The organism is Stenotrophomonas sp. ASS1, assembly GCF_004346925.1.
In the GTDB taxonomy this organism is placed as follows: domain Bacteria; phylum Pseudomonadota; class Gammaproteobacteria; order Xanthomonadales; family Xanthomonadaceae; genus Stenotrophomonas; species Stenotrophomonas maltophilia_A.
On the sequence record NZ_CP031167.1, the window covers coordinates 2,465,893 to 2,487,817 of the forward strand.

Annotated in this window: 11 protein-coding genes; 4 read left to right on the top strand and 7 right to left on the bottom strand. The window is 68.5% G+C overall.

The window, feature by feature from the left end:
- Window positions 1-86: 86 nt before the first annotated feature.
- The 5 genes from MG068_RS11565 to MG068_RS11585 are packed head-to-tail and all read right to left on the bottom strand — an operon-like array spanning window position 87 to window position 6,442.
- Complete coding sequence (locus MG068_RS11565) at window positions 87-1,832, bottom strand: putative porin (protein ID WP_132810245.1); 1,746 nt, start codon at window positions 1,830-1,832, stop codon at window positions 87-89.
- Between the two features lie 41 nt (window positions 1,833-1,873).
- Window positions 1,874-2,539 carry a cell envelope integrity protein TolA gene (gene tolA, locus MG068_RS11570; RefSeq protein ID WP_107433696.1) on the bottom strand — a complete coding sequence of 222 codons (666 nt, stop codon included), beginning with the start codon at window positions 2,537-2,539 and terminating at the stop codon, window positions 1,874-1,876.
- Window positions 2,540-2,578: 39 nt separating this feature from the next.
- Window positions 2,579-2,992, bottom strand: coding sequence for an ExbD/TolR family protein (locus tag MG068_RS11575; RefSeq protein WP_005409874.1), 414 nt, complete (start codon window positions 2,990-2,992; stop codon window positions 2,579-2,581).
- A 10-nt stretch (window positions 2,993-3,002) separates the two neighbouring features.
- Entirely contained in the window at window positions 3,003-4,787 is a 1,785-nt protein-coding gene (locus tag MG068_RS11580) for a DUF2341 domain-containing protein (RefSeq protein WP_071227961.1), read from the bottom strand.
- A 38-nt stretch (window positions 4,788-4,825) separates the two neighbouring features.
- Window positions 4,826-6,442, bottom strand: a complete 1,617-nt coding sequence (locus MG068_RS11585; protein ID WP_132810246.1) for a ShlB/FhaC/HecB family hemolysin secretion/activation protein — start codon at window positions 6,440-6,442, stop codon at window positions 4,826-4,828.
- 201 nt (window positions 6,443-6,643) lie between these two features.
- Between MG068_RS11585 and MG068_RS11590 the strand changes: the two genes are divergently transcribed.
- Window positions 6,644-6,979, top strand: coding sequence for a hypothetical protein (locus tag MG068_RS11590; RefSeq protein WP_132810247.1), 336 nt, complete (start codon window positions 6,644-6,646; stop codon window positions 6,977-6,979).
- Between the two features lie 130 nt (window positions 6,980-7,109).
- On the opposite strand, the gene MG068_RS11595 is transcribed toward MG068_RS11590, so the two are convergent.
- Window positions 7,110-7,574: a general secretion pathway protein gene (locus MG068_RS11595; RefSeq protein ID WP_177179494.1), complete on the bottom strand. Its 465-nt coding sequence runs from the start codon at window positions 7,572-7,574 to the stop codon at window positions 7,110-7,112.
- A 103-nt stretch (window positions 7,575-7,677) separates the two neighbouring features.
- Between MG068_RS11595 and gspH the strand changes: the two genes are divergently transcribed.
- Genes gspH through MG068_RS11610 form a run of 3 tightly spaced genes read left to right on the top strand, consistent with a single transcriptional unit; the run spans window position 7,678 to window position 9,094 of the window.
- Window positions 7,678-8,124, top strand: coding sequence for a type II secretion system minor pseudopilin GspH (gene gspH / locus MG068_RS11600; RefSeq protein WP_071227958.1), 447 nt, complete (start codon window positions 7,678-7,680; stop codon window positions 8,122-8,124).
- Window positions 8,121-8,483 carry a type II secretion system minor pseudopilin GspI gene (gene gspI / locus MG068_RS11605; RefSeq protein ID WP_071227957.1) on the top strand — a complete coding sequence of 121 codons (363 nt, stop codon included), beginning with the start codon at window positions 8,121-8,123 and terminating at the stop codon, window positions 8,481-8,483. Before gspH ends, gspI begins: the two co-directional genes overlap by 4 nt.
- The gene (locus tag MG068_RS11610) at window positions 8,480-9,094 is read left to right on the top strand and encodes a prepilin-type N-terminal cleavage/methylation domain-containing protein (protein ID WP_132810248.1); all 615 of its coding nucleotides are present in this window, start codon (window positions 8,480-8,482) and stop codon (window positions 9,092-9,094) included. The genes gspI and MG068_RS11610 overlap by 4 nt, the downstream gene beginning before the upstream one ends.
- 381 nt (window positions 9,095-9,475) lie before the next feature.
- Here MG068_RS11610 and MG068_RS11615 read toward each other — a convergent pair whose 3' ends face one another.
- On the bottom strand, window positions 9,476-21,859 hold the full coding sequence (locus tag MG068_RS11615) for a putative filamentous hemagglutinin family protein (protein WP_132810249.1): 12,384 nt from the start codon (window positions 21,857-21,859) through the stop codon (window positions 9,476-9,478).
- Window positions 21,860-21,925 lie beyond the last annotated feature (66 nt).

Sequence of the window (21,925 nt, forward strand, 5' to 3'; positions counted from 1 at the left end):
TTGAACAACGCGTGGTCTCCTTTCCTTAGACGGGCGCATCGCTGCGCCCCCGCCACGCACTACGTGATCCGCATCACGCCCGCCACTCAGAACCCGGTGTTGAACTCCAGCTGGAACACGTCGATCGACAGCGGCGCGCCGGACACTTCCTTGGCCGCCATCCACTTGCCGCTGATCCAGCTGCGTGCATCCAGCGCGTAGGCGCCGCCCACGTAGTAGCCGCGGGCGTTGGTGCCGCCCAGGTGGAAGTTCGGATCGTTGTAGGCATCGGGCAGTGCGTCGGCCTCGATGTGCTTGTAGCCCAGCAGCGCCTGCCACTGGCCCTTCTCCTTCAGCTCGGTGGCACCGAAGGTGGCCTGCACCATCCATGCGGTGTCGCCACTGCGGAAGGTATCGATGCCGACAGTATCGCCGGCGCCGTAGTTGTTGACGATGCCGTTCTGGGCACGACTGAACATGGCCTGCTTGTCGTAGGCCAGGTTGCGGATGTAGTCACCATCCAGGCGCAGACCGATGCCCTGCGCCAGCTGTGTATCCCAGCGCAGGTTCAGCGTGGCCAGGCGGAAGGCCGAGGCCAGGCCGACATACTGCGGGGTCGGCGTACCGGCCGGATCCACCGGATTGCGCGCGATGTTGCGGATCAGCATCAGGGTGTTGCCCTTCTGCATGAACGCCGGGCGCGACCAGTCGGTGTCGCAGCCTACCGCGCCCGAATACAGCGAGCACGTTGAGGACAGGCGGCCGCTGATGTTCTTGAAGTCGTAGTAGCCCAGCGCGGCACGCAGCGCGTTGTCATCGTTGAAGCGCCAGTTCACGCCTACCTGGGCACCGGACAGCCACTTGTTCTCGTTCGGAGTCTTGACCTTGCTCTGGCTCGGCGAGCTGTCGGAGGTGTACTCCAGCGGCACCACCGCGAGGTCGCCGAACAGGTCGAGGTCGCCACCATCGAAGTCATACTTCAGGTTCGCGGCCAGGCCATCGAAGTTGAGATCGCTGGAGAACAGCGTGTCGCTGGTCCAGAACGGATTGCCGAAGCGGCCGCCACGCACCGTCACCCAGTCCGCCGGGCTGTAGGCCAGCCAGGCCTGGTCCAGCCACACGTCCTTCTTGCTCAGGCCGCCGCCGAGCTGCTCGGTGGTCGACACCGGGCCATTGCTGCTGCCGCTGGCCAGGCGCACGCCGGCCGTGGTGTGCTGGCCAATGGTTGCCTCGATGCCCAGGCGGGCACGGATGCGCCACAGGTTGCGGCGGTCCTGGCGGGTGTTCAGCAGCGGCGGCAGCTGCAGGTTGGTATTGGTGTTGGTGTCGAAGCCGTTGCCGGCGTTGATCGACGACCAGTTGCTCACGATGTCGCTGTTGCGCTCGGAGTAGAAGCGCGACTCGCTGCGCACACGCATGTCACCGGTGACCTTGATGCGCTTGGTCCACTCGGCCACTTCGTTGGGTGCCGCCCAGCCTTCCGACTTCGCCTGCGCCATCACGTCCTGGCGCACTTCGTCACGGATACCGTCGCGCACGCTCTGCGGTACGTACGGCACGCGCACGTCACCGGCCTCCAGTGCCACGCCACCGCTCGCCGCGGTGCTGCCCGTGGCTGCACTGCGCTGTGCGGCCGCTGCTTCGGCCTCGGCCTGCACCAGCAGTGCCTGGCCGTCTTCGGGCTTCAGTGCACCACTGGCGATCAGGCCCTTGATCAGCTTGACCATGGTGGTTTCGGCCGCCATCGCACCGGCCGGGGCGGCCAGGCTGAGCAGCACGGCGCAGCACAGCAGCGCCCGTCGGGCCGGCCGCGGGCGGCGGGAGTCGGTTCGTGCGCGGACGTGGTCGTTCATCACGGTTCTCATCGAAAGAAGGGAAATCACGGAAGTCGGAGTCAGGCCCCGGGCCGGCGGCCCTGGATCAGGACGCGGGCGGGGAAATCGAGTGACGGCGGCGGTGCCTGGTCAACCTTGCCGATGCGACGCAGGGCATCGAGCACGGCCTCGTCGGCCTCCTCGTTGCCACTGCCGCGTACCAGTTCGACCTTTTCCAGGCGGCCGTCGTTGGCCAGCCACACATTCACCTGCAGCTGGAACGCCAGGCGCTTGACCTTGTCGTCGCGCGAGATCGCCTGCTGCATCAGGTAGCCCAGATAGCGGCCGTAGGTAGCGTTGCCGGCGCCACCACGGCCAACGCCGGACGAACCGCCACCACTGCCGGACTGGATACCGAAGTTGTCACCACCGGCCTGCGCGTCGGCATTCATCGTCACCGGATCGCTGTTATCCGGCGTCGGCGTCGGCTCTTCGGCCGGCGTCGGCTGATCCAGCGGCTCCGGCTCGGGCATCGTCTCTTCCGGCGGCGTCTCCGGCTCCGGTGGTTTTTCCGGGGGCGGCGGGGGCGGCGGCGGAGGGGGTGGCAGCGCCAGCATCGGCGGTTGCACCACCGGCCGGCGGGTGCTGGCGGTGTCCTTGAACAACAGCCACCACACCGCGATACCGAGCACCAGCAACGCGGCCAGCACCAGTGCCACGGTCACCAGCAACTGGCGACCGCGCATGCCGGGCTCCGGTCGAGGGGGTTGATGGGCCGTCATGCCTCAGCCCTGCGCCTTGCCGGTGACCAGGCCGACCTGAGCCAGCTCCAGGCGCCGCAGCAGGTCCAGTACCTCGACCACGCGGGCGTACTGCACCTGCGCATCACCGCGCACGATCACCGGGAAATCCGGCGTGGTCGCGCGTTCGGTACGCAGCCGGTCTTCCAGCTCGGCCATCGTCACCGGATAGGCATCCAGGAACACCTGGCCACTGGGGTCGATGGTGATCGCCTTGGTCTTCGGCTTTTCCAGGGCCACGCTGTTGCTGGCCTTCGGCAGATTGACCTCGATGCCGGGAATGGAGGCGTTGCTGGTCAGGATGAAGATCACCAGCACCACCAGCAGCACGTCGACGAAGGGCGTTACGTTGATGCCCTTCTCGCGCTTCTTGATGCCGAACTTCGCCTTCTGGCCCATGGCGCGCCCCTCAGCCCTGGACCGCGGCCGGGCCGCGCCCGTCCTGCTCTTCGGCCAGGCGCGCGGCGAACTCGTCGATGAACACCGCCATGTCGGCGCCGATCGCCTCGGCGCGTGCGCCCAGGTAGTTGTAGCCGAACAGCGCCGGGATCGCGACGCCGAGGCCGGCTGCGGTACACAGCAGCGCCGCGGCCATGCCGGGCGCCACCGAGTTGATGTCCACCGCGCCGGCCATCGCCGCCACCACGAACACCAGCATGATGCCGATCACGGTGCCGAACAGGCCCACGTATGGCGCGCCTTCGATGGTGGTCGACAGCCAGTTCATGCGCCGTGCCATTGCTTCCTGCTCGCGCACCATCACCGCATCCATCGAGGCACGGATCGCGGCGATGGTGGCGCCGCTCAGGTAGCCACTGTTGCCATCGCGCTGGTGGCGCTGCTGCATTTCCTCGATGGCCACCTGGTAGATGCGCCACAACGAGCCATCGTGCATCGCAGTCGGTGCCTTGCCCTGGCGATCCATGTCCGACAGGGTGCGCAGCGGCACGCCGGACAGCTTGCCGAAACTCTCGGTGAACACCGCATTGGCCTTGCTGGTACGGCCGAAGTGGCGGCTCTTGGCGATCATGATCGCCCACGACAGCAGCATCATCAGGCCAAGGATGGCGACCACCACCCAGGCATCGAACGGCATCGCCTTGAGGATGAAGGCGAAGTGGCTCTGGCCAGCCGACTGCTCGTCGGCACCGTAGCTGATCAAGCGTGAATCGGCGCCCTGCGCGGTGGCGTCGGCCAGCAGCAGCGCCGCCGGGCGTGCCACCCGCGAGACGCGCAGCTCATCCAGCGCTCCTTCGAAGTTGGCCAGCGGCTGCGCCGCACCCGGGGCATCGGCGCCGACCACCGGCGCGGTGCCCAGCGCCGGCAGCTCGCCGCTCAGCTGGGCCACCACACGGCCGTTGAGGTACAGCTGCAACGCGCCCTTCTCCGCCGTCAGCGCCACGTGCGCCCACTGCCCTTCCGGAATCGGCTGTGCAGGCGTGCTGCGCTGGCCGTTGAGCTGCACGAACGGCACCCGGTTCTCGATACCCAGCACCAGCTCGGACGCGCCATCACGACGGGCGTAGATCGCCTGCGCGGCATTGTTGCTGTCCGGCTTGATCCAGGCCGAGACGGTCAGCGGCGCACCCGCTTCCTGGGCCAGCGACGCGCTGGCGGGCAGTGGCAGCGGGCCCGCACCCAGCTGCACGCCACGACCGATCACCGCGCCCTCGGACGGCGGCACGACGGCGCCGGCGTTGTTGCCGTAAGCGGTGGTGTCGCGCGCCGGCGCATTGGCCTCGGCAAAGTGGTAGACCAGCGTGTAGTCCGGGTCGAACACCTGCTGGCCGTTGCCGCTGGCCGGTGCCTTCTCATTGCCGTAGTACATCCAGATCGTCTGCGGCGCGGCGGCGCTGACTGCCGGCACGTCCACCCAGACCAGGGCCAGGCCCAGCTTGGGATCGAACTGTTCGATCTGATGGGCCAGCACGGTGCGGCCATCGCCCGACACGAAGCGCAGGTCGTTGCCCGCGTCCTGGGTACCGTCGAAACCGAAGTTGCCGGTATGCAGGCGCAGCAGCAGCGGCGTGCGGCCCGGGTCACCGGCCAGGCCCGCGCCCTGCGGGCCGGCGTCGACGGTGATCGGCTTGCGGTACTTCCATTCGGCCTGCCACCAATTGGCATCGGCCGCAGCAGCAGGCAACGCAACCAGCGCGGCCAGCAGCAGCAACACTCGGGAAAGCAAACGGTCCATGCGAAGGGTCTCCGGAGAACGCATGTTCAAGGGATGGGTCAGTAACTGGTGCTGATGTTGAAATGCAGGCGCGGGTCGTCCTTGCGCGTGACCGGGCCATCGGCATAGGGCCAGGCGTAGTCCAGGCGCAGCTGCAGGTGCTCACCCAGGCGCAGCTGCGCGCCCAGGCCGACCGAGGCCAGGTTGTACTTGTCACGCTGTTCGGGCAGCGGCTGGCGCAGGCGCAGGTAGGCCGCGTCGGCAAAGCTGTAGACGCGCAGATCGCTGCCATTCCACAGCGACCACGACGGGGTGCGCCATTCCAGGCTGGCCAGGCCGCCGTAGTCGCCGATCGCCTCGGCCGACAGATAGCCACGTACGGTATACATGCCACCGGCGGCGAACTGCTCGGCCGACACCAGCGGCGCGTCGGTCACCTGCAGCGAGCCGCGCGCGTACCACTGCCAGTCGCTGCCGAAGGTATGGGTGTTGGCGACATCGGCCTTGAACGCCACGAAGCTCGGGTCGGCCCAGTAGCGCTTCTGGCCGAAGGCGGTGGCGTCGCTGCCGTAACCGAACAGGCGGCGGGTGCCGGCCACCAGCTGGGTGTTGATGCTCAGCTGATCGTGCTCGCCCTGGCGCACGCCGACGAAGGCCAGCGTGATCGGCGCATATTTCAGCGGCGTCTTCAGGCTGTCCCCGCCCATCTGCGTGTCTTCCTCGGTGTCCTTGAAATCCACACCAAGGCTGAGCTGGCGCCACCACTGGCTGCTGCCGGCAAGGCGGTAGTTGAGCTTGAGGCCGATCGAATGGCCGTTGCCGATCACATTGGTTCCGGTGCCGGTACCGACCTGTCCGCCCGCGTTCAGCACGCGGCTGTCGGACTTGTAGCCGGACGCTTCCAGGCTCCACGGGGTGCCCTCGAACGGCATCATGTACGAGGCCGAGAACACCTTGGCCTGCTTGGTATCTTCCGGCGCCAGGTACACGCCGATGTTGGCGCTATGGCCGCGCTTCCACAGGTTGTCGTAGGCCAGCGATGCACTCAGGCGCAGCTTCTCGGTATCGGCGCTGTGGTCGTTGTTGAGCGCCGCGCTGGCACGCCACGGCGACTTCTCCTCGACCTGCAGGTCCACATCCATCGTGCCCGGCACCTGGCCCTCTCGCACCAGCGGCATCACCTGGCGACGTCCGCCTTCATTCAGCGCGGTCAGTTCCTTCTGCGCCTGGTCGAAGTCCGGCACCTTGCCCTCGGCAAGTGCCGGCACGCGTTCGCGGATGCGTTCGGGCGATTCGTGCTTCGTGCCTACGACCCGCAGCTGCCCGATCGGCGTCTGCTGCACCTTCAGCAGCACCACGCCACCACTGACCTGCTGCTCGGGCAGCTCGACGTAGACCGACTGGTAGCCTGCCTGCTGGTACAGCGCATTGACGGCATCGCGCGCCTTCTCGACATCGGCCAGGGTCTTGCCCGGGCCGAGGAACGGCTCCACCGCACGTTCGATCTGGCGCGGATCGAGCACGGTGTTGCCGCGCACGATGTATTCATTGATGTTCACGCTGGGCGCAGGCGCCGCGTCCTGCGCGAACAATGGCAGCGGCATCGCGGCCAGAGCCAGCACCAGCGGATGCAGGCGCAGCGGAAGGCGGACGGCTCGGCACGGAACAGGAGTCATCGAAGGCATCGCGTCGTATCGAAGGGAGTGGCCAGGGAGCGGCGCGTGGGTCTATCAACAGGACGTGTACGTCGCGTCAAAACCGCCAATAGTTTTGTGACAGTGCTGTCATCTTTTGACAGCGCCGGAACAGTTGCAGGCGGACACTGTCTTCGCCATACGTCTTCATTGCTGAGCGTCGGTTTTCGCAGGAGATTCAAGATGAGTGAGTCGTTGAAGGCGGGCCTTCGCCCTGCCCTCGCCCTTGCCTTGTTGCTGGCGTTGCCATCGGTCTGGGCCGGAGAGACGAAGAAGCAGGACGATGCCGCACCCTGCATCGAAGTACAGGTCAACGGCGAGCGCATCCCCGCCTGGGAGTGCCTGCAACGCAAACTGGCCCCGGCGCCGAAATCGGCGAAGTCACCGGCGCTGCCTGAAGCCGAACGCCTGATGCGGCAGCCGGGCAACCAGCTGATGCAGTACAACCTGGAAGGCACACGACAGCGCATGGGCGATGCCTTTGGTCGTTCGGTGGAACCGCAGCGTCCGGCGCGTTGAGCCTGCGCAGCTGTAGAGCCGGGCCCGCGCTCGGCAGGATTTTGTAGAGTCGAGCCATGCTCCACTGGATTTTGTAGAGTCGAGCCTTGCTCGACTGTTCTTCCAGACGCAGCCGAGCGCGGGCTCGGCTCTACAGGGACCCGCCCGGCACGATGCCATCGGTCGGCACCGGCGGCAGCTCAGGCACCGGCAGGCTGCGCGTTTGCCCGGCCTGGTTCAGTTCCACAGCGCTGGCGCTGATGCTGGCCAGTACCGTGCAGGGTCCGAGTCGTTGGCCGGGCGCATACGCTTCCGCTGGGCGTCCATCTACCGAGAGCAGGGCCAATGGCGCATGGTCACCCGCCATCACGCCCAGCACGACCACCTCGGTCTGCACCGCGCCGGGAGACAGCAGCCGCACCAGTGGCAGGCTGGCCACTGCATCGAACATCGGCCGTATCGGCGCCTCGGCATGCGCTTCGCTCGCGGCCGCCGCTGGCGCCACCGCAGACAGGGTGACGCTCCAGTAGGCCACCACGGCCAGCAGCAGCGTCGCCGCCAGCAGGGTCAACATCCGATTCCGATCCCAGCGCCTGCCGTCCATGTTCCACATCATCGCCACGTTCGTGTCCGCCCACGCTAGCAGGTGCGGCTGACGCTTTTGTTTCATCATGCGGGCCTACGCTGGCAGGTATCGGCCAGGACAGGAGGCAACGTCGATGCAGCGTGTGCCGCGTGGGTTCACCCTGCTGGAACTGATGGTGGTGCTGGTGATCATCGGCATCTGCACGGCCGGGATCGGTCTGGGCTTGGGCAGCCTGCTCGACCCGGGCCGGCAGCTGCGGCAGGAAGGCGAGCGGCTGGCGCAGCGCCTGCAGGTGGCGCGCGACGAGGCCCGCATCGATGGCCGCCCCCTGCGTTGGCAGGCCGACGCCGCCGGCTATCGTTTCAGCCGCCTCGAAGGCAGCCGCTGGGTCACCGTTGAACGCGATGATCTGCTGCGTCCACAGAAGTGGCAGGCTGCAGGCATCACGGTGCAGCCCACCAACGCCATCGAGCTGAGCCCGGAGTGGATCGGTACCGCCTGGGAGCTTGGACTGTCGCTGGACGGCCGCGCACTGCGTCTTCGTGATGATGGCAGCGGACAGTTGCAGGTCGTGCAGTGAAGCAGACGGCGCGCGGATTCACCCTGATCGAGGTGCTGATCGCGCTGGCGATCGTATCGATTGCACTGGCTGCGGTGATGCGCTCGGTGGCAGTGGCGACCGACGATCAGTCACGGCTGCGCGACCGTCGCCTGGCGCTGTTGTGTGCACAGGACCGCTGGCAGGAGCTGCGCCTCGCCGGGCAGCCGCCGCAGGATGCTCGGCAGCACTGTGTGCAGGGACGCGGCAGCTTCCTGGTCCTGCAGCATCTGGGCACCGGCAGCGACGGGCAGCCGCAACTGGAACTGACCGTGGTGGCCGAAGATGCACCGCGGCAGTCGCTGGTCCGCATGCAGCTGCCGTGGACTGCGGCGCAATGAGGCGCGCCGTGCGTGGCTTCACCCTGATCGAGGTGATGATCGCGATCACCATCATGGGCGTGCTGGCGCTGATCTGCTGGCGTGCGCTGGACAGCGTGGCCAACAGCGATCAGCGCCTGCGCCAGGCCGATGCCGAGACCACGACGGCGCTGCGCGTGCTGCAGCAGTTCCAGCGCGATGTTGAAATGCGTGCCGACGATGCGCTGATGAATGGCGCAGTGCGCCCGGCAGATCGTCCGCAGCGATTGCTGCCCCCGTCGCTGGTAAGCGAGCGGCACCCGGATGGCAGCTTCGCGCTGGAAATCACCCGCAGTGTCGGCAGTGATGGGCTGCACTGGCAGCGGGTGCGCTGGTGGCGGCAGGGCAGCACGCTGTGGCGGGCCAGTGGTGCGGCTACAGACCGGTATCCCCTGCCCGCACCGGATCCGTCGAAGGGCATTGCGGTGGCGCGCGATGTGCAGCGGTTCGAGGTGCGGGCGTGGCAGCCTGGAACGGGATGGGCCGTGTTGCCGAGCGAGGGCGAGGTATTGCCGGCCACCGGACTTGAACTGCGGTTGGGCCTGCGCGATGGGCGTGGGCCGTTGAGTTACCGGCGGGTGCTGGAACTTTAGGATTGGTTCGTGGCACCGCATCCACGCATGGCGTGGATCTACTGCCGAGCCTGTTCCTGCTGCGCGGTCTGCTCTGGTGGGTGCCGACCTTGGTCGGCACTGAAGCTGGCCAAGCCATCCACGCATGGCGTGGATCTACTGCCGACCAACGTCGGCATCTACCGTGACACATGCGCGCGTCCCTCCTGCCGCCGGGTGCTCTCCTGCACCCGGCGGCGCTGTGTCGGTGGTCCTCACCGCTGATGGCCTCTCCCTGCCCTCCGTGCCGTCCTGGCTGGGGCCGCCACCGCTCCCTGGCGGCTGGCCCGATGCTGCAGCCCGATGCGCTGCATCGGGCAATGCGTGCCGACCAAGGTCGGCACCTACCGGGGCGTGCTATGCCTATCGGCGCTGCGTGCCTTCGTCGCGGCTTGCCTGCGGGAACTGGAAGGCGCTGTTGGCGTCGTAGCCGCTGTTGGCAGTGGTACCGCGTGCCGGCGGCGCAATGCTGCTGGTGCCACTGCCGAAGCCGAGGATCTGCACGCTGATCACCGATGGCTGGTTGCGCCGCGCGTCGTCCTGGCTCTTGCGCATCACGTCCTGTGCCGCCTGGCTGGCGCTGTTCGCCGCTGCACTGGCCGAAGCCAGCGCATTGACGTTCACCGTGGCCAGCACCGGCAGGCCCTTGCTCTCACCCTGCACCTGGATGTTGGCCGCGTTGAGCACCTGCAGCGCGGCGAGGTTGATGTTGCCCGAGACACGGATGCCTGCTTCGCCCGCATCGATGGTGCCCAGCGGCGCGATCAGGTCGACGTCGCCCGGCGATACTTCGGCGATGGGGTTCAAGGTGGCGATGCCAGCACCGCTGGCGGGAGCCTGCGGCGACAGGATCACATTGCCCCAGCCGTCATAGACGCGACGCGGAGGCGTATACAGCAGCGTAGTCTGCGAACCGCGTCCGGCATTGATGTCACCCCGCTCCGACCAGGCCAGGATGTCACCACCGAACGTCGTCATCACCCGCGACAGACCCAGCAGCACGCTGTCCTGGCTGAACAGCCGGATATCGCCCTGCCCTTGGGTGACGAGGCCAGCGCTGGCAGGCGGCACCACGCCCTGTACGCCGACCACGATCTGGCCGCCCGGCGCCATCAGTTCGATGTGGCCGCCCGCCTCGGTGCGCACGCCGGAGCCGCCGTACATCACGATATCGCCGGTCCGGTCGATCGTCGCACCGGTCGCATCCTTGTCCGGCATCAGCGTGGCGATGGCTTCGCGCCCGCGCAGGTAGGAGCCGAAGCGGGGCCCTTCTGCATCGGTATACTCGCGCCCACCTTCGCGAAGCTCGGCATAATAGATCTGGCGCAGGAAGATGCGCTGCTGTTCCTGCGGCAGCGCATCGAACGCAGCCAGCGCCCCGTCACCGTCGGCAGCCACGCCGAAGCGTTGCTGCAGCCACTGCTTCAGTTCCTGGTCGTATACCTTGACTGCCTTGCCCGGCTGCGACGCAAGCGATTGCGCGGGATCGGCAAGGTTGACCGGGTCCAGATAGCGGGCACGCAGGGCCGCGAAATCGATCTGCTGGCTGCCGGCCGCAAGCGTGATGCTGGCACCGGGACGGGTGTCGCCCTGCACGATGCCACCGAGGCTGACGATGCTGCCCGCATCCTCCTGGCGCAGCTGGCGGCCGGCACTGATCTCGGTGTTGCCGGGGCCCGCGATGGTCGCGTTCAGATGCACGATGTCGCGGCCCGCCGCCGCCACCGTGATGTCGGTGGGCGCGGTGTTCAGCGCGGTCATCGACACCCCGAGGATGTCCCGGCCTGCCCGCAGTTGCACGGCGCCGGCGGCCTCGAACCAGTTCAGCTGCGTGCGCTGCCCGACGTTGGCATTCAGCGTGCGCTGGGCGCCGGTGGCCAGACCGATGATGTCGCCCTGCACCGCGTAGAAACGGCTCGGCGCCAGGGCCGCAGACACGGTGGACAGCGGAGTATTCGGACCAAACGCAAACAGCGGAAGCGATGCCTCCGGCGATGCAATGTTGCCGTCGACCGACAGGTTGTGCCGCGAGCGGGTCACATTGCCGCTGGAATCCCCTTGCTCGGCCATGAATGCCGGGTCGAAGGGTCCCGGCAGGCGCGCGTCGCTGGCGGAGCGCGCGATCTGGGTCGCGCCACGCTGGGCAAAGATGCCGCCACCGGCCAGGACGTCCAGCCGTCCTGTCGCCGAGGGTGCCAGCAGGATCACATCCTGCGTCCCCGGCGTGGTGCTGATCCGGTCCAGCTTGATGTCGCCCTGCGCAGCAATGGCACTGAAGCGCGAAGGATAGAGCCAGTAGTTCAGCAGCTCCTCCCGGCTGCCCGGTGCCAGCGCAACCTGCTCGGGCCACAGATTGCTGCCGGTCACGTTCTCCGGCCCGGCCAGGCCCGGCGCGAGGTCGCCACCGGCACTGAACAGGTCCACGGCGGTCGTGTCGGTCCACAGGGAGAACCAGGTGCTGCCCGCAGCGCGGCTGCCGTTGTCCTGCACCACCGCGCTGTAGTTGGCCAGTGGAACCCGACCGGCATCGGCGACACCGCCGAGCACGACGTCACCCCGCGCCTGCAGCTGAGCGACCGCATCGCCCAGCACCAGCACCGGCCCGCCCATCGGGCGAGCGGCGTCGGCGGCGAACAGATCGGCCGCACGCAGCTGGCCCAGCGTCGCGTAGCTTTCCAGGGTGACGCCCATTGCACCGATGCGTCCCGTATCCAGCTGCAGGCTGCCACGCAGATTGCTGAAGGTACCGTTGAGGTCGAGATTCTGTCCCGCCCTGGAGGCATTGAGGCTGGAGAACGTCGCCCGCAGATTCGGATTCAGTGCGCCACCGATACGCAGTTGAAGGTCGCCTCCGCCGGTCAGGTGCAGCTGGCCATCGCTGACCCGGCCGGTCGATCCTACCGCCGCGATGATCGCACCCGAGCGCGGGGCGATCATCGAGCCCAGCGCATCACCTATCGCATCACGCACGCCGGCGTCACGCCCGGCCTCCAGCGTCATGTTGCCGCCGCCCAATGTACCGAAGCCGGTAAAGCCGACCATCCGCGGAGAGGCGCCAGCGGTAGCGGACACGTTGGTGTAGGCGCCAAAGTTCACCCACCAGCTGGTCGGCACCGGCTCCACGCCGGTGGTGCTGCCGGTTCCCTGCCGCCACAGCCAATTGCCGACCGCGGCACTGGAGTACAGCGCCCAGTCGCGCTCGCTGGTGCCCGACTCTGCGCGCCCGGTCCAGACGTCACCGACGATATCGCGCCCGGCTTCGACGCGCAGGTTGCCGCCATGATCGGGATACCAGGCCTGGTAGCCGGCCAACGCGGCGTCATAGCTGCCCGGCACCAGGTTCGGACCCAGCAGTGCAGTGTTCCTGGGGGCTGCTGCACGGGGCGAATTGAAGGCCGCGTCGCGGCCCTCGCCCAGCGTTGTGGGAGTGCCGGCCGTGTATACACCGAAGCCGGACTTCATCACGACGTCACCGGCAGCGAGCAGCTCCAGGTCCCCCTTGCCGGTGCGCAGCACGCTCCAGGCCGGCGTGCCCGCGCGCTTGCCGTAGGTGGTCACTTCGGTCTGCGTGCCACCGCCGGCGCAGTAGCTGGGTGCGGTACTGCAGAACTCGTCTTCGGTCATGCCGAACATCGCCGCGAAGTCCTTCGCAGGGGTGCCCACGTAGGATTCGTCGCCCCAGTAATCCAGCGAGCCCTGCGCGGCCACCTGGCGGGGTGCCGGGCCGCAGTAGTCGGCCGACATCGCGCAGAACTCATCTTCGGTGAAGCCGAACATGTCGGCCAGCTCCGCGATCGGGCGGCCCGCATAGGAGGTGTCGCCGATCCAGTCCAGCGATGCCTGCTCGGTCAGCGCGCGATCACCCACCCAGATGATTTCGGTCTTGACCGTTCCGATCGAGCCCTGGTGGGTGTCGGCCAGCACCACGCTGCCTTCGCTGCCCCAGCGCCGGCTGCGTGGATCGGCTGCCCCGGCATCGGCGCCGGCAACCACGGTCAGGTCCCAGGAGGTGGTGCCCTCGGCCAGCATCGGCGCCAGCGCCCAGTTGCGCCCCTGGTTGCCGTCGGCATCGGCCGGCCGCAGATTCACCGGCCCGTTGCCGGGCAGCTCCACCTTGGTCAACGATGGGATGTACGCGCCCACCTTGAGCTCGACTTCGCGTGCCAGGCGCAGCGCAACCGGCAGCACCGCGCCGGCGGGCCACTCCTGTGCCGCCATCTGTACGGCGCTGCGCAGGCGGAAACCGGCCCCCAGGCGCGCACCGGCCGCCAGCACCAGCGGCTTCTGCAGCACGGTACCCGCCGCCAGCGTCTGCCCGGAATCGGTGGTCACCGCCGCACCCAGCACCGTGCCCGCAGGCAGGCGCAGGGTCTGCGAGATCACCATCGCCGCGGGCAGCACGGTACCGACCGGAAGCGTTACCGATTCGACCGGCACGTCATAGTTCAGGCGGGTGCCGGCCTGGAACTCGGTGCCGGGCTGCAGCTTCACTCCGTCCACCGGCACCACCAGGCCGCTACCGAAGGGCGTGTGCCCGGCGCTGCCATTGCGAGCCTCATACAACTGCCAACCGCCCTCGTCCGGCGTGGACGGCGGCGGGGCGAAACCATCATTGATGCTGCCATAGACGTTGATGTTGCCTTCGGCGCGCAGCACCAGCGAGGCCGATTCGCCGAAGCCACGCCGCGATGGATCGGCGCGGTTGGCTTCGGGCCCATAGCGGTAGCCGGACAGATCGATGTCGCCGGCAATGGTCAGGTCTCCGTCCGGGTTGGCGTCGCTGCGCCGCGCCACCACCTGCACGCCGGGACGCAGGCGGACGTCGCCCAGCGCGGCCGTGCGCTGCTGCAGATCCGGATTGCCCAACGCGCCATCGATCCAGGCCACGCTGTGCGGATCGACCACCTGGTCCAGCCACTGCTGGGTGACCAGCTGCGCGCGGTTGCCGCGCACATCCGCGGTGGTGGCCAGGGGCGCATCGTCGTAGCGGCGGACGCCATTGAGCTGGGTGTCGGCCGCGCCATCGATGCGCAGGCCGCTGGCCGCGGCAATCGCCGCGTCGTTGCTGCCCAGCCGCGGCACATCGATCTTCAGCGTGCCGCGCGGCGTCCCATCGTTCTGGCCAGGGCCTTCACCGACCGCGACGTCGCTGCCGGCACGCAGGTCCAGCCGCGCCGCGCTGCCCAGGCCGACGGCGCCTTCGGCGCTGCCCAGCGTGATGGTGGCCCGGTTGGGACTGTCGATGATCTTGCCGTGGCTGTCCACGCGCAGGCCGGTACCGTGCGCGTCCAGCGTGCCGTCCAACTGCAGCTGATCGCGGGCGTACAGGCGGATGCTGCCGACCTGCTCGCCGCTGGCATCGATGCGGCCGGCCACGGTCAGGCTGCCCGCGTCGACACTGATGTCGACCCGGCGCGCCTTCACTTCGTCGCCGATCCGCAGATCGCCTTCGCCGATCTGGAAGCTGCGACCGCCGACCACACCGCCAGCGGTCAGTCGCTGGTTGAGGCCGGCGAAGTCCTGCAGCTGGCGTGCCCGCACCACCAGTTCGCCACCGTCGTAGGGCACCAGCGTGCCGCCGGCGTCGTAGCGGCCAGTGGCGGCACCCTGCAGAACACCCGCCAGATCGGCTTGGCCGGCCATTGCGGTGACCGTCAGGCGCCCGCCGCGGTTGTTGCGGGCGGACACATCGATGCGGGAGGCCGCATCGGCGCGGATGTCCCCCGTGTCGCTGGACAGCAGGACATCGCCGCCCCAGCTGAATTTGTCCACGTCGTACAGCGGGACCTTGCGCCCGGCCAGATCCAGCGCAGCCCGGCTGCCGAGCGTGATGCCCTCGCGTGCGTTCGCCGACAGCCGTCCGGACGCCAGCGCGATCGTGCTGTCCAGCGTGATCCGGTTGGCATCGATGCTCAGCTCACTACCCAGTGCATCGCCACCCGCCTTGCCCGTGCCCCCCTGCAGGCGGAAGTCGCCGCCGGCGCGCACCCGCAGCTGCGCGGCGGGATCGGCGGCCAACAGCGGTGTATCGATACCCAGGCTGCCTCCGCTGTACTGCCAGCCCTTGTCGGCCAGATAGTCGCCGCGCTGCTGGAACACGTCCAGCGTGCCCTGCGCGGAGAACGACAGCTGCTCCGAAGCACTCAGGTTCAGCGCACTGAATCCGAGCACCTGCCGGTTTGCAGGTACTTCAGAGCTGGGACGACTGAATGGCGCCCGCCCCAGCTGCAGCTGTCGGGTGAAGATGTCCAGCTGCCCGGCGCCGAGCCGGTCCACCATCGGATCGGCCGGCGGCACCGACGCGTCGCTGCCCGGCGCCTGGCTCGCCGCCAATGAGCCGTCCCAGACCAGCGTGTCCACCAGGATGCGCGCACGGTCGGTCGCCGCACCGTAGCCGCGGATGGCCTGCGCACCGAGCACGAGCGTCTGCAGGCCACTGCGGCCGGTGGCACTGTCGCGCGCGTCCAGGTCGACGCTGCCGAACACGTTGACAGAATCCCGCGCGACCAGGCTCAGCGTGTCCAGCGCCGGCGCGCCGGTGGCATCATTGCCGCGCAGCAGTTGCTGCAGCACGGACTGGTTCATGGTCATGCCACTGGGCAGCGCCCCTGCCGCAGCGGCCTGCGCGATCGCTTCGGCACTGCCGAGGTTCAGCGCCGCCATGCTCAGGCCGAGCTGACGGGTGCCATAGCTGGCCGAGTCGCGCATCTGCAGCGTGCCATCGGTCGCTACCGCGATGCTGCCATCGGAAACCAGCCGGGTCTGGCCGTCGCATGCCGTCTGGCACCCCCCGATGTCGATCGCCACCGGACCGGCCTCCACGCCGGTGGTGCCGGTGATCAGGTTCAGGCGCTGGTTGGACACCACCAGCAGGCCGCCGGAGACCTGGTAAGGCAGCGTCGCCCTGGCATCCGCGTTGGCGGATGCGAACGGCAGTGTATCGAGGGTCGCACCGGCCTCGACCAGCACGCCGCTGCCACCGGAGGCCGCTGCCACCAGCACTTCCGGTGCGTTCAGGGTGACTCCGGAACGGATCGCCACGCTGCGTGCCTGGCCGGTCACCGCCACCTGCGAAGCCACCTGGTTGAACTGCCCGCCGATCATCATCCGCGCAGGCAGGAAGGCATTGAGCGCGTCGTCGCTGAAGGTGGCACCGCGATCACGCGCCTGCGATTGCGCACCGCCATCGACGATCTCCAGTGAACCGACCGCCGGGCTGGCCAACGTGGCTGTCAGCGTGCCGCCGCGCCCGTTGTCGGTGGCGGCGCCGAACCGCGCGGTGCCGGCAAAGCGGATAGCAGGCGTGTCTGCACGACCTGCGCCTTCGCCCAGCGCCAGGGTCAATCCGAGCGCATCGATGGTCTGCCAGCCGCGCGACTCGCCGCGGCGGTCGGCCACCGATTGCGCGAAGCTGTTGTAGGAGGTTTCGTTGTAGCCCGAGTGCCGGCGTACCACCGCGGCGGGGGTCAGCAGGATGTCGGTGAGCAACGGCGAGATTGCCGCGCCCAGCGCCGTGCGCTGCTGCCCGGACACACGCCAGGTGCCGGTGCCGGTCGCGATGGGTTGCGCGATGCCCGAGGTACCGGTGGCGCCCAGCTCCACCCGGAAGGCACCGGGCTGCAGCGCATAGCTGGCCGGCATCAGCGTGTAGGTGCCTGCCACCAGGCCGGGCACGCCCGCCGGCACGGTGATCTGCTGACCCACCCCCGGTGCGGCGAATCCTTCCTCGCCGCTGGGGGCGAATGTCCCGGCGCGTCCCGGCACGATCGCATACACCGGGTTGCCCGACGCACTGAATTCATAGCGCGGATTGGCGTCGGCCAACGCCGTTCGCAGCACGTCGACCGAGCCGCCGCGCCCCGACACGAAGGCCGCACCGGTCAACTCACCACCGCCGGACATGTCCAGCAGTGCCCCCGGCGCCACCTCGATCTCGTTCGCCTTCAGGGTCACCCCCATCGAGGAGATGCCGGCCGGCGTCAGCGAACTCATGCTGCGCGTGCCGACCCGCCAGTCGACACCATCGACGGTGCCACCATAGGGCAGCGACAGGCCGGCACCGCTGGTGGAGGTAACGCTGCCCGGGAGCAGTTCCACCCGGCTGCCGACGGTTCCGTTCTGGATCAGGCCGCCCAGCTGCAGCGTGCCCATCGGCACCTGTACGTTGCCGCCCTGCTGCACCGTGGCGGCCACCAGGCGAAGCGTGCCCCGCGCCGATTCCGGCGCCGGCTGCGTACCCGCACCGATGCCGTGGATGCGCAGCACGGCATCTGGATCAGCCCAGTAATCAGCGGTCTGCACGGTCTGCGCCGAAGCGCCGGCCACCAGCGTGCCGGCCGCACCCGTGGTGGGGTACAGGCGGGCAGCGGTCACATCCATCGAACCGGCCGCCATCAACGCGCTGGTGTTGCCATTGCTGGCAATGCTGTTGGTCAGGCGCACATCACTGCGGCTTTCCAGCGCCACGTGTTCGAACCCGGGCAGCCAGGTGACGTCGCGGATGTCGATCAGCTCGGCCAGCACCGCCAGCGCATGCTGGTCCGGCGCCGCCGAGGCAACCTCGGCCGTGACCAGCAAGTTCTCGCCCGGCAGCTGGCGCCAGCGTGCCTGCGCCAGACTGACGTAGGGCGCACTCAGTCGCAGCCCCGAGGACAGCCCGGCATCCATGGCCATGCCCAGGCTCGACGTTCCCTGGCCGTGGATGCGCAGGCTCTGGGCCAGGCGTAGGTCGACATCGCCGACGGCGCGGATGTCACCGAACACGGACAGGTTGCCGAAGCCGCCGGCCTGCAGCTGCTCGACCGACAACGCGGCGTGGCCATATTCCAATGCGGCCGGCAGTGGCTGCGCCGGTGCGTTGTGCTGGCTGAGGCTGATCGCACGCGCCCGCAGTACCTCCTCGCTGGCGCCACGTGCATGGATGCTGCCGCCAAAGGCCAGGCCAAGCGTGCCGCCGCGTGCGCCGGCACCACCGGCGGCCGCGTCCATCCCGCCCTCCAGGTACAGCGCATTGGCCGAACGCAGCACGATCTGCCCGCCGTCGCTGTCCACGCGCACGCGGCCCTGGCCATCGATGTCCAGTTCGGCCGACGCGCCCCGCGCCTGCAGGCGCGCACCGCGTTCGACCACCACGAAGGCTTCCGGTGGTCGGTTGTCGACGAATGCGGTGGCCTCCCAGTCCAGCGTCCCGCCAATCTCGATGCGTCCACCCGCGCGCACCTGCCCGCGCAGGCGGCCGCTGGCATCGGGCAGCGAAATCGCGTCTGCATCGGCATCCAGCAGCGCGCTTTCGGCGAAACGCCAGGTGCGTTCGGTGCGCTGCCCGGCGTACAGCGCGGTTTCCGGGCGCACATCGTCGATCAGGATGCGGCCGCCCTTGGCCCGCAGCGTGCCTTCAACATCGATGTTGCCTGCACCGAGCAGCGAGATCGTCTGCCCTGGATCGACCGCCACCAGTGCATCCTTGTCAACCCGCAGGTCACCGCCCACGCTGTTGCGGTCCGAACGCAGGCTGATGCTCGCGCCCGCGCGCTGGCTGATGCGCCCGCTCGACGGATCGGCGCTGTACAGCGGCGCATCCCACGCCGCCAGCGCGCTCGCCCGATCGGTTGCCATCCGAGCGCCCTGGGTCAGCTGCAGGCCCGGCAGGGAAGCGACCAGCTGCGCGCCATCGGTCACCTCCAGGCCCTGATGGCCATTGATGTCGTACTGCGCAAAGCCACTGCCGAACAGGCCGGGGTCCAGTCGCAGCGACGCGCCCGCCAGGGCCGCATCGCCCACCCGCACCTGGCCACCGGTCCCCAGCGAGAAGGAACCACTGCCCTGTCCTCGACCGCTGAACCGGCTTCCCTCGCCCAGTTGCACCCGGCCGCTGCCGTCGGTCGTAACCGTGCTGCTGTTCGCCTGCAGGCTGATGCTGCCCCCTTTCCCGATGTGGCCCTTGCCGCGCAGGTCCAACGCGGCACCGGCCTCGACGTCGACCGTTGCCTCGGCGCCCACGACCACGTCATGACTGTTGCTCAGGCTCAGGCGGCCGCCATCCGTCCAGGCACCGCTCGCGTCGAGCGGCATCGCCAGTGACGCGTTGCTCCATTCACCGGAGAGATCGATCCGCGTGCCGTCGGCGATGGCGGTGCGGGCGCGGCCATCGTGCAGCAGCGCCGTCGGCCGGCCCTGGACATCCAGCAGGTTGCCCGCCGACAGCTGGCCGCCGGCAATGCCGATGTCGCCTGCCAGTTCCACCTCGCTGCCGGTCAGGTTGAGCTGTCCACCTGCCTGAAGCCGAAGGTTGCCGTCGAGGCGGATGCGATCGGCGGTCGCCAGGTCGATCCGTCCCCACTGCTGGGCACTCAACTCTGCGATATCCAGCCACACCGTGTCACGCCGCTCCTCGTTGACCGGAGCCAGCAATGACCATGCCGCCTTCGTCGGCGCCTTGTCATCCAGGCGCACGTCCGAGCCGAACACACCACTGCGACCCTGGCCGTCGTAGCGCCCCAGGTACAGCTGCGCATTGCGCGCGACCGCCGTCTGCGCCTGCGCATAGCCGTCCAACCCGGTATCCGGCCTGCGGTTCTGCTGCGCGCCCTGGAAGGTGGCAGTCTCAACCTTCCCGTCCAGCACCGCAGTGGGTGCGGAGACGATCAGGCGTCCTGCATCACGGCCGACCGTGTACCCATTATCGACACGCTGCGCCGCGAATACGATCGGATCACGGAAGGTCTCGGTGATGCCCCAGCGCTCCTGCTTCACTTCATGGCCGCTGTACAGGCCATCGAACAGCATCTCCGCCGGCGCATCATCAATGCGGTAGACCTGGCCATCGACGCCGCGCAACCAGCTCTGCCGGATCACGCCGCTCTGCACATCCAGGCTGCCGCCGGCAAGGTTGATGCGTGAGCCACCATGCGTGACCACTTCCCTGCCGCCCAGCAGGACGGTGCCTCCCTGCGCGGCCCATTCGCCGATCGAGTGCCCCTGGTTGTCGAGATAGCCACCCATTTCCAGCAGGCCGCCTGCAGCGTACCAGCGCTCACCCTCGTAGCCCCCGGTACCGGCCGGAACGTGGACCAGCCTGCGGCGGTCGACCCAGACTTCGCTGCTGGTCAGCTTGCCGCTGTCGCGGTTGTCCAGGGCATCGCGCAGTTCGTTGCCCTGCACCTTGACCTGGACATTGTTGCTCTCCATCGACACCTGTACGCCCACTGCGCCGGACACGTCCACGCGCGCGGCGTCGTCTACGTAGCTGCGGGCCGCCGCATCGGCGATGATCTGGCCGCCGGTGGCAACCGTCAGCGAATCCGCACTGAAATGGATGTTGCCACCCGAGACGATCTCCACCCGCGACTGGTCCCGGCGATCATTGTGCTGGGACAGATTGTCGAAAGTTGCCGAGCGCGCGCCGGCGCGGATCGCGTCCTGCTCTGCCGATTCCTTGATGAGGCTGTCGCGCTGCGTATCCAGCACCGTGGCCTTGCCATCGTCCTCGATCAGCACCGCCGTGGTGGCTCCATCGGCAAGCGTGACGCTGCTGCCGGCATCACTGGCCGAAGCCAGAAGATGCACGGTGCCGCGCTGAGCAAGCGTGGTGCTGGCCACGGCCACACCGGCCTGCTCGACGCTGCGCCCGGCCAAGGTCACGTCACCCTCGCGGGCGCGCAGCAGGCCGGTGTTGCGCACGCTGCCAGCCGTGCTGCCCGCGATGAAGCGCGGCGCGATTTCATTGCCGCGGGTGGTGGAGCTGGTATTGGTCGCCGTACCCACGCCGCGCCGGATCACGAAACTGTCACCGGCAGCGAGCTGCACCTGGCCCTTGCGCGCCTCGATCTGGCCGGCGTTCTCCACGCTGTGCCCGGCCAGCAGCACGTAACCACCGCCGCGCGTCGCACTGGTCGGCTCATGGGTCGCGATGCGGGCGCCCTGCTCCACCATCACCTTGCCGAATGCATCGCTGAGCGCGCTGCTGCTGGCATCGGGGCTGTACAGGCCGTTGTCGAGGAACTGCGCATCGCTGATCCGTGCTGCAGCCGCCAGCAGGTTGCGTACATTGACCTGGCTGTTGTTGCCGAACACCACCCCGTTGCGGTTGGCCACGAACACCGTGCCATTGGCCTTCAGCTGGCCCAGGATCTGGCTGGGCCGCGCCTGCGGATCATTGACCCGGTTCAGCACGGCCCAGTCAGGGTTCTGCAGGAAGTTCAGCGTGGTGTTGCCGCCGATGTTGAAGGTCTCCCAGTTCAGGATTGCCTTGTCCGCGGTCTGCTCGACCGTGACCTGCACCCGCCCGTCGCTGCCCTGCGACTGGATCGCCTCGCGCGCATTGAGCCAGCCGCGGGTCAGCGGGTTCTGGTCGACGCTCAGGCCGTCCTTGCCGAGGCCATCGGCAACGATGAAGCCAGCCTCGCGGCGCGCCTGCCGCGCCTGTTCCTGCAAGCGCTGCTGCAAGGCAATCGCCTGCGCCGCGGTGCCGAGATTGTCGATCGACTGCTGCAGCTTCTGCCGTGCTGCATCCTGCTGCTGGGCCGGCAACTGGAACTGGATCGGCACGCCGTTGGGCATCCGGCCACTCTGTGCCGCGCTGCCCTGAGCCGCGCCCCGTTCGGCGAACCATCCCGGGCTGAACGCCTGCTGCGCCTGGCTGGCCGGGGCCACCATGCTGCCCAGTGCGACCGCGATGGCCCACGCCATCGGATGATTGCGGCGCATCGGCGCGGCCGGATGAACAGCGGACGGGAGCGGGTGCGACATCGGAACCTCATCAACCTGGGGGCCGCGGCTGCGGCGACGATCGGGGAGGCACGCGCAACGCATGCC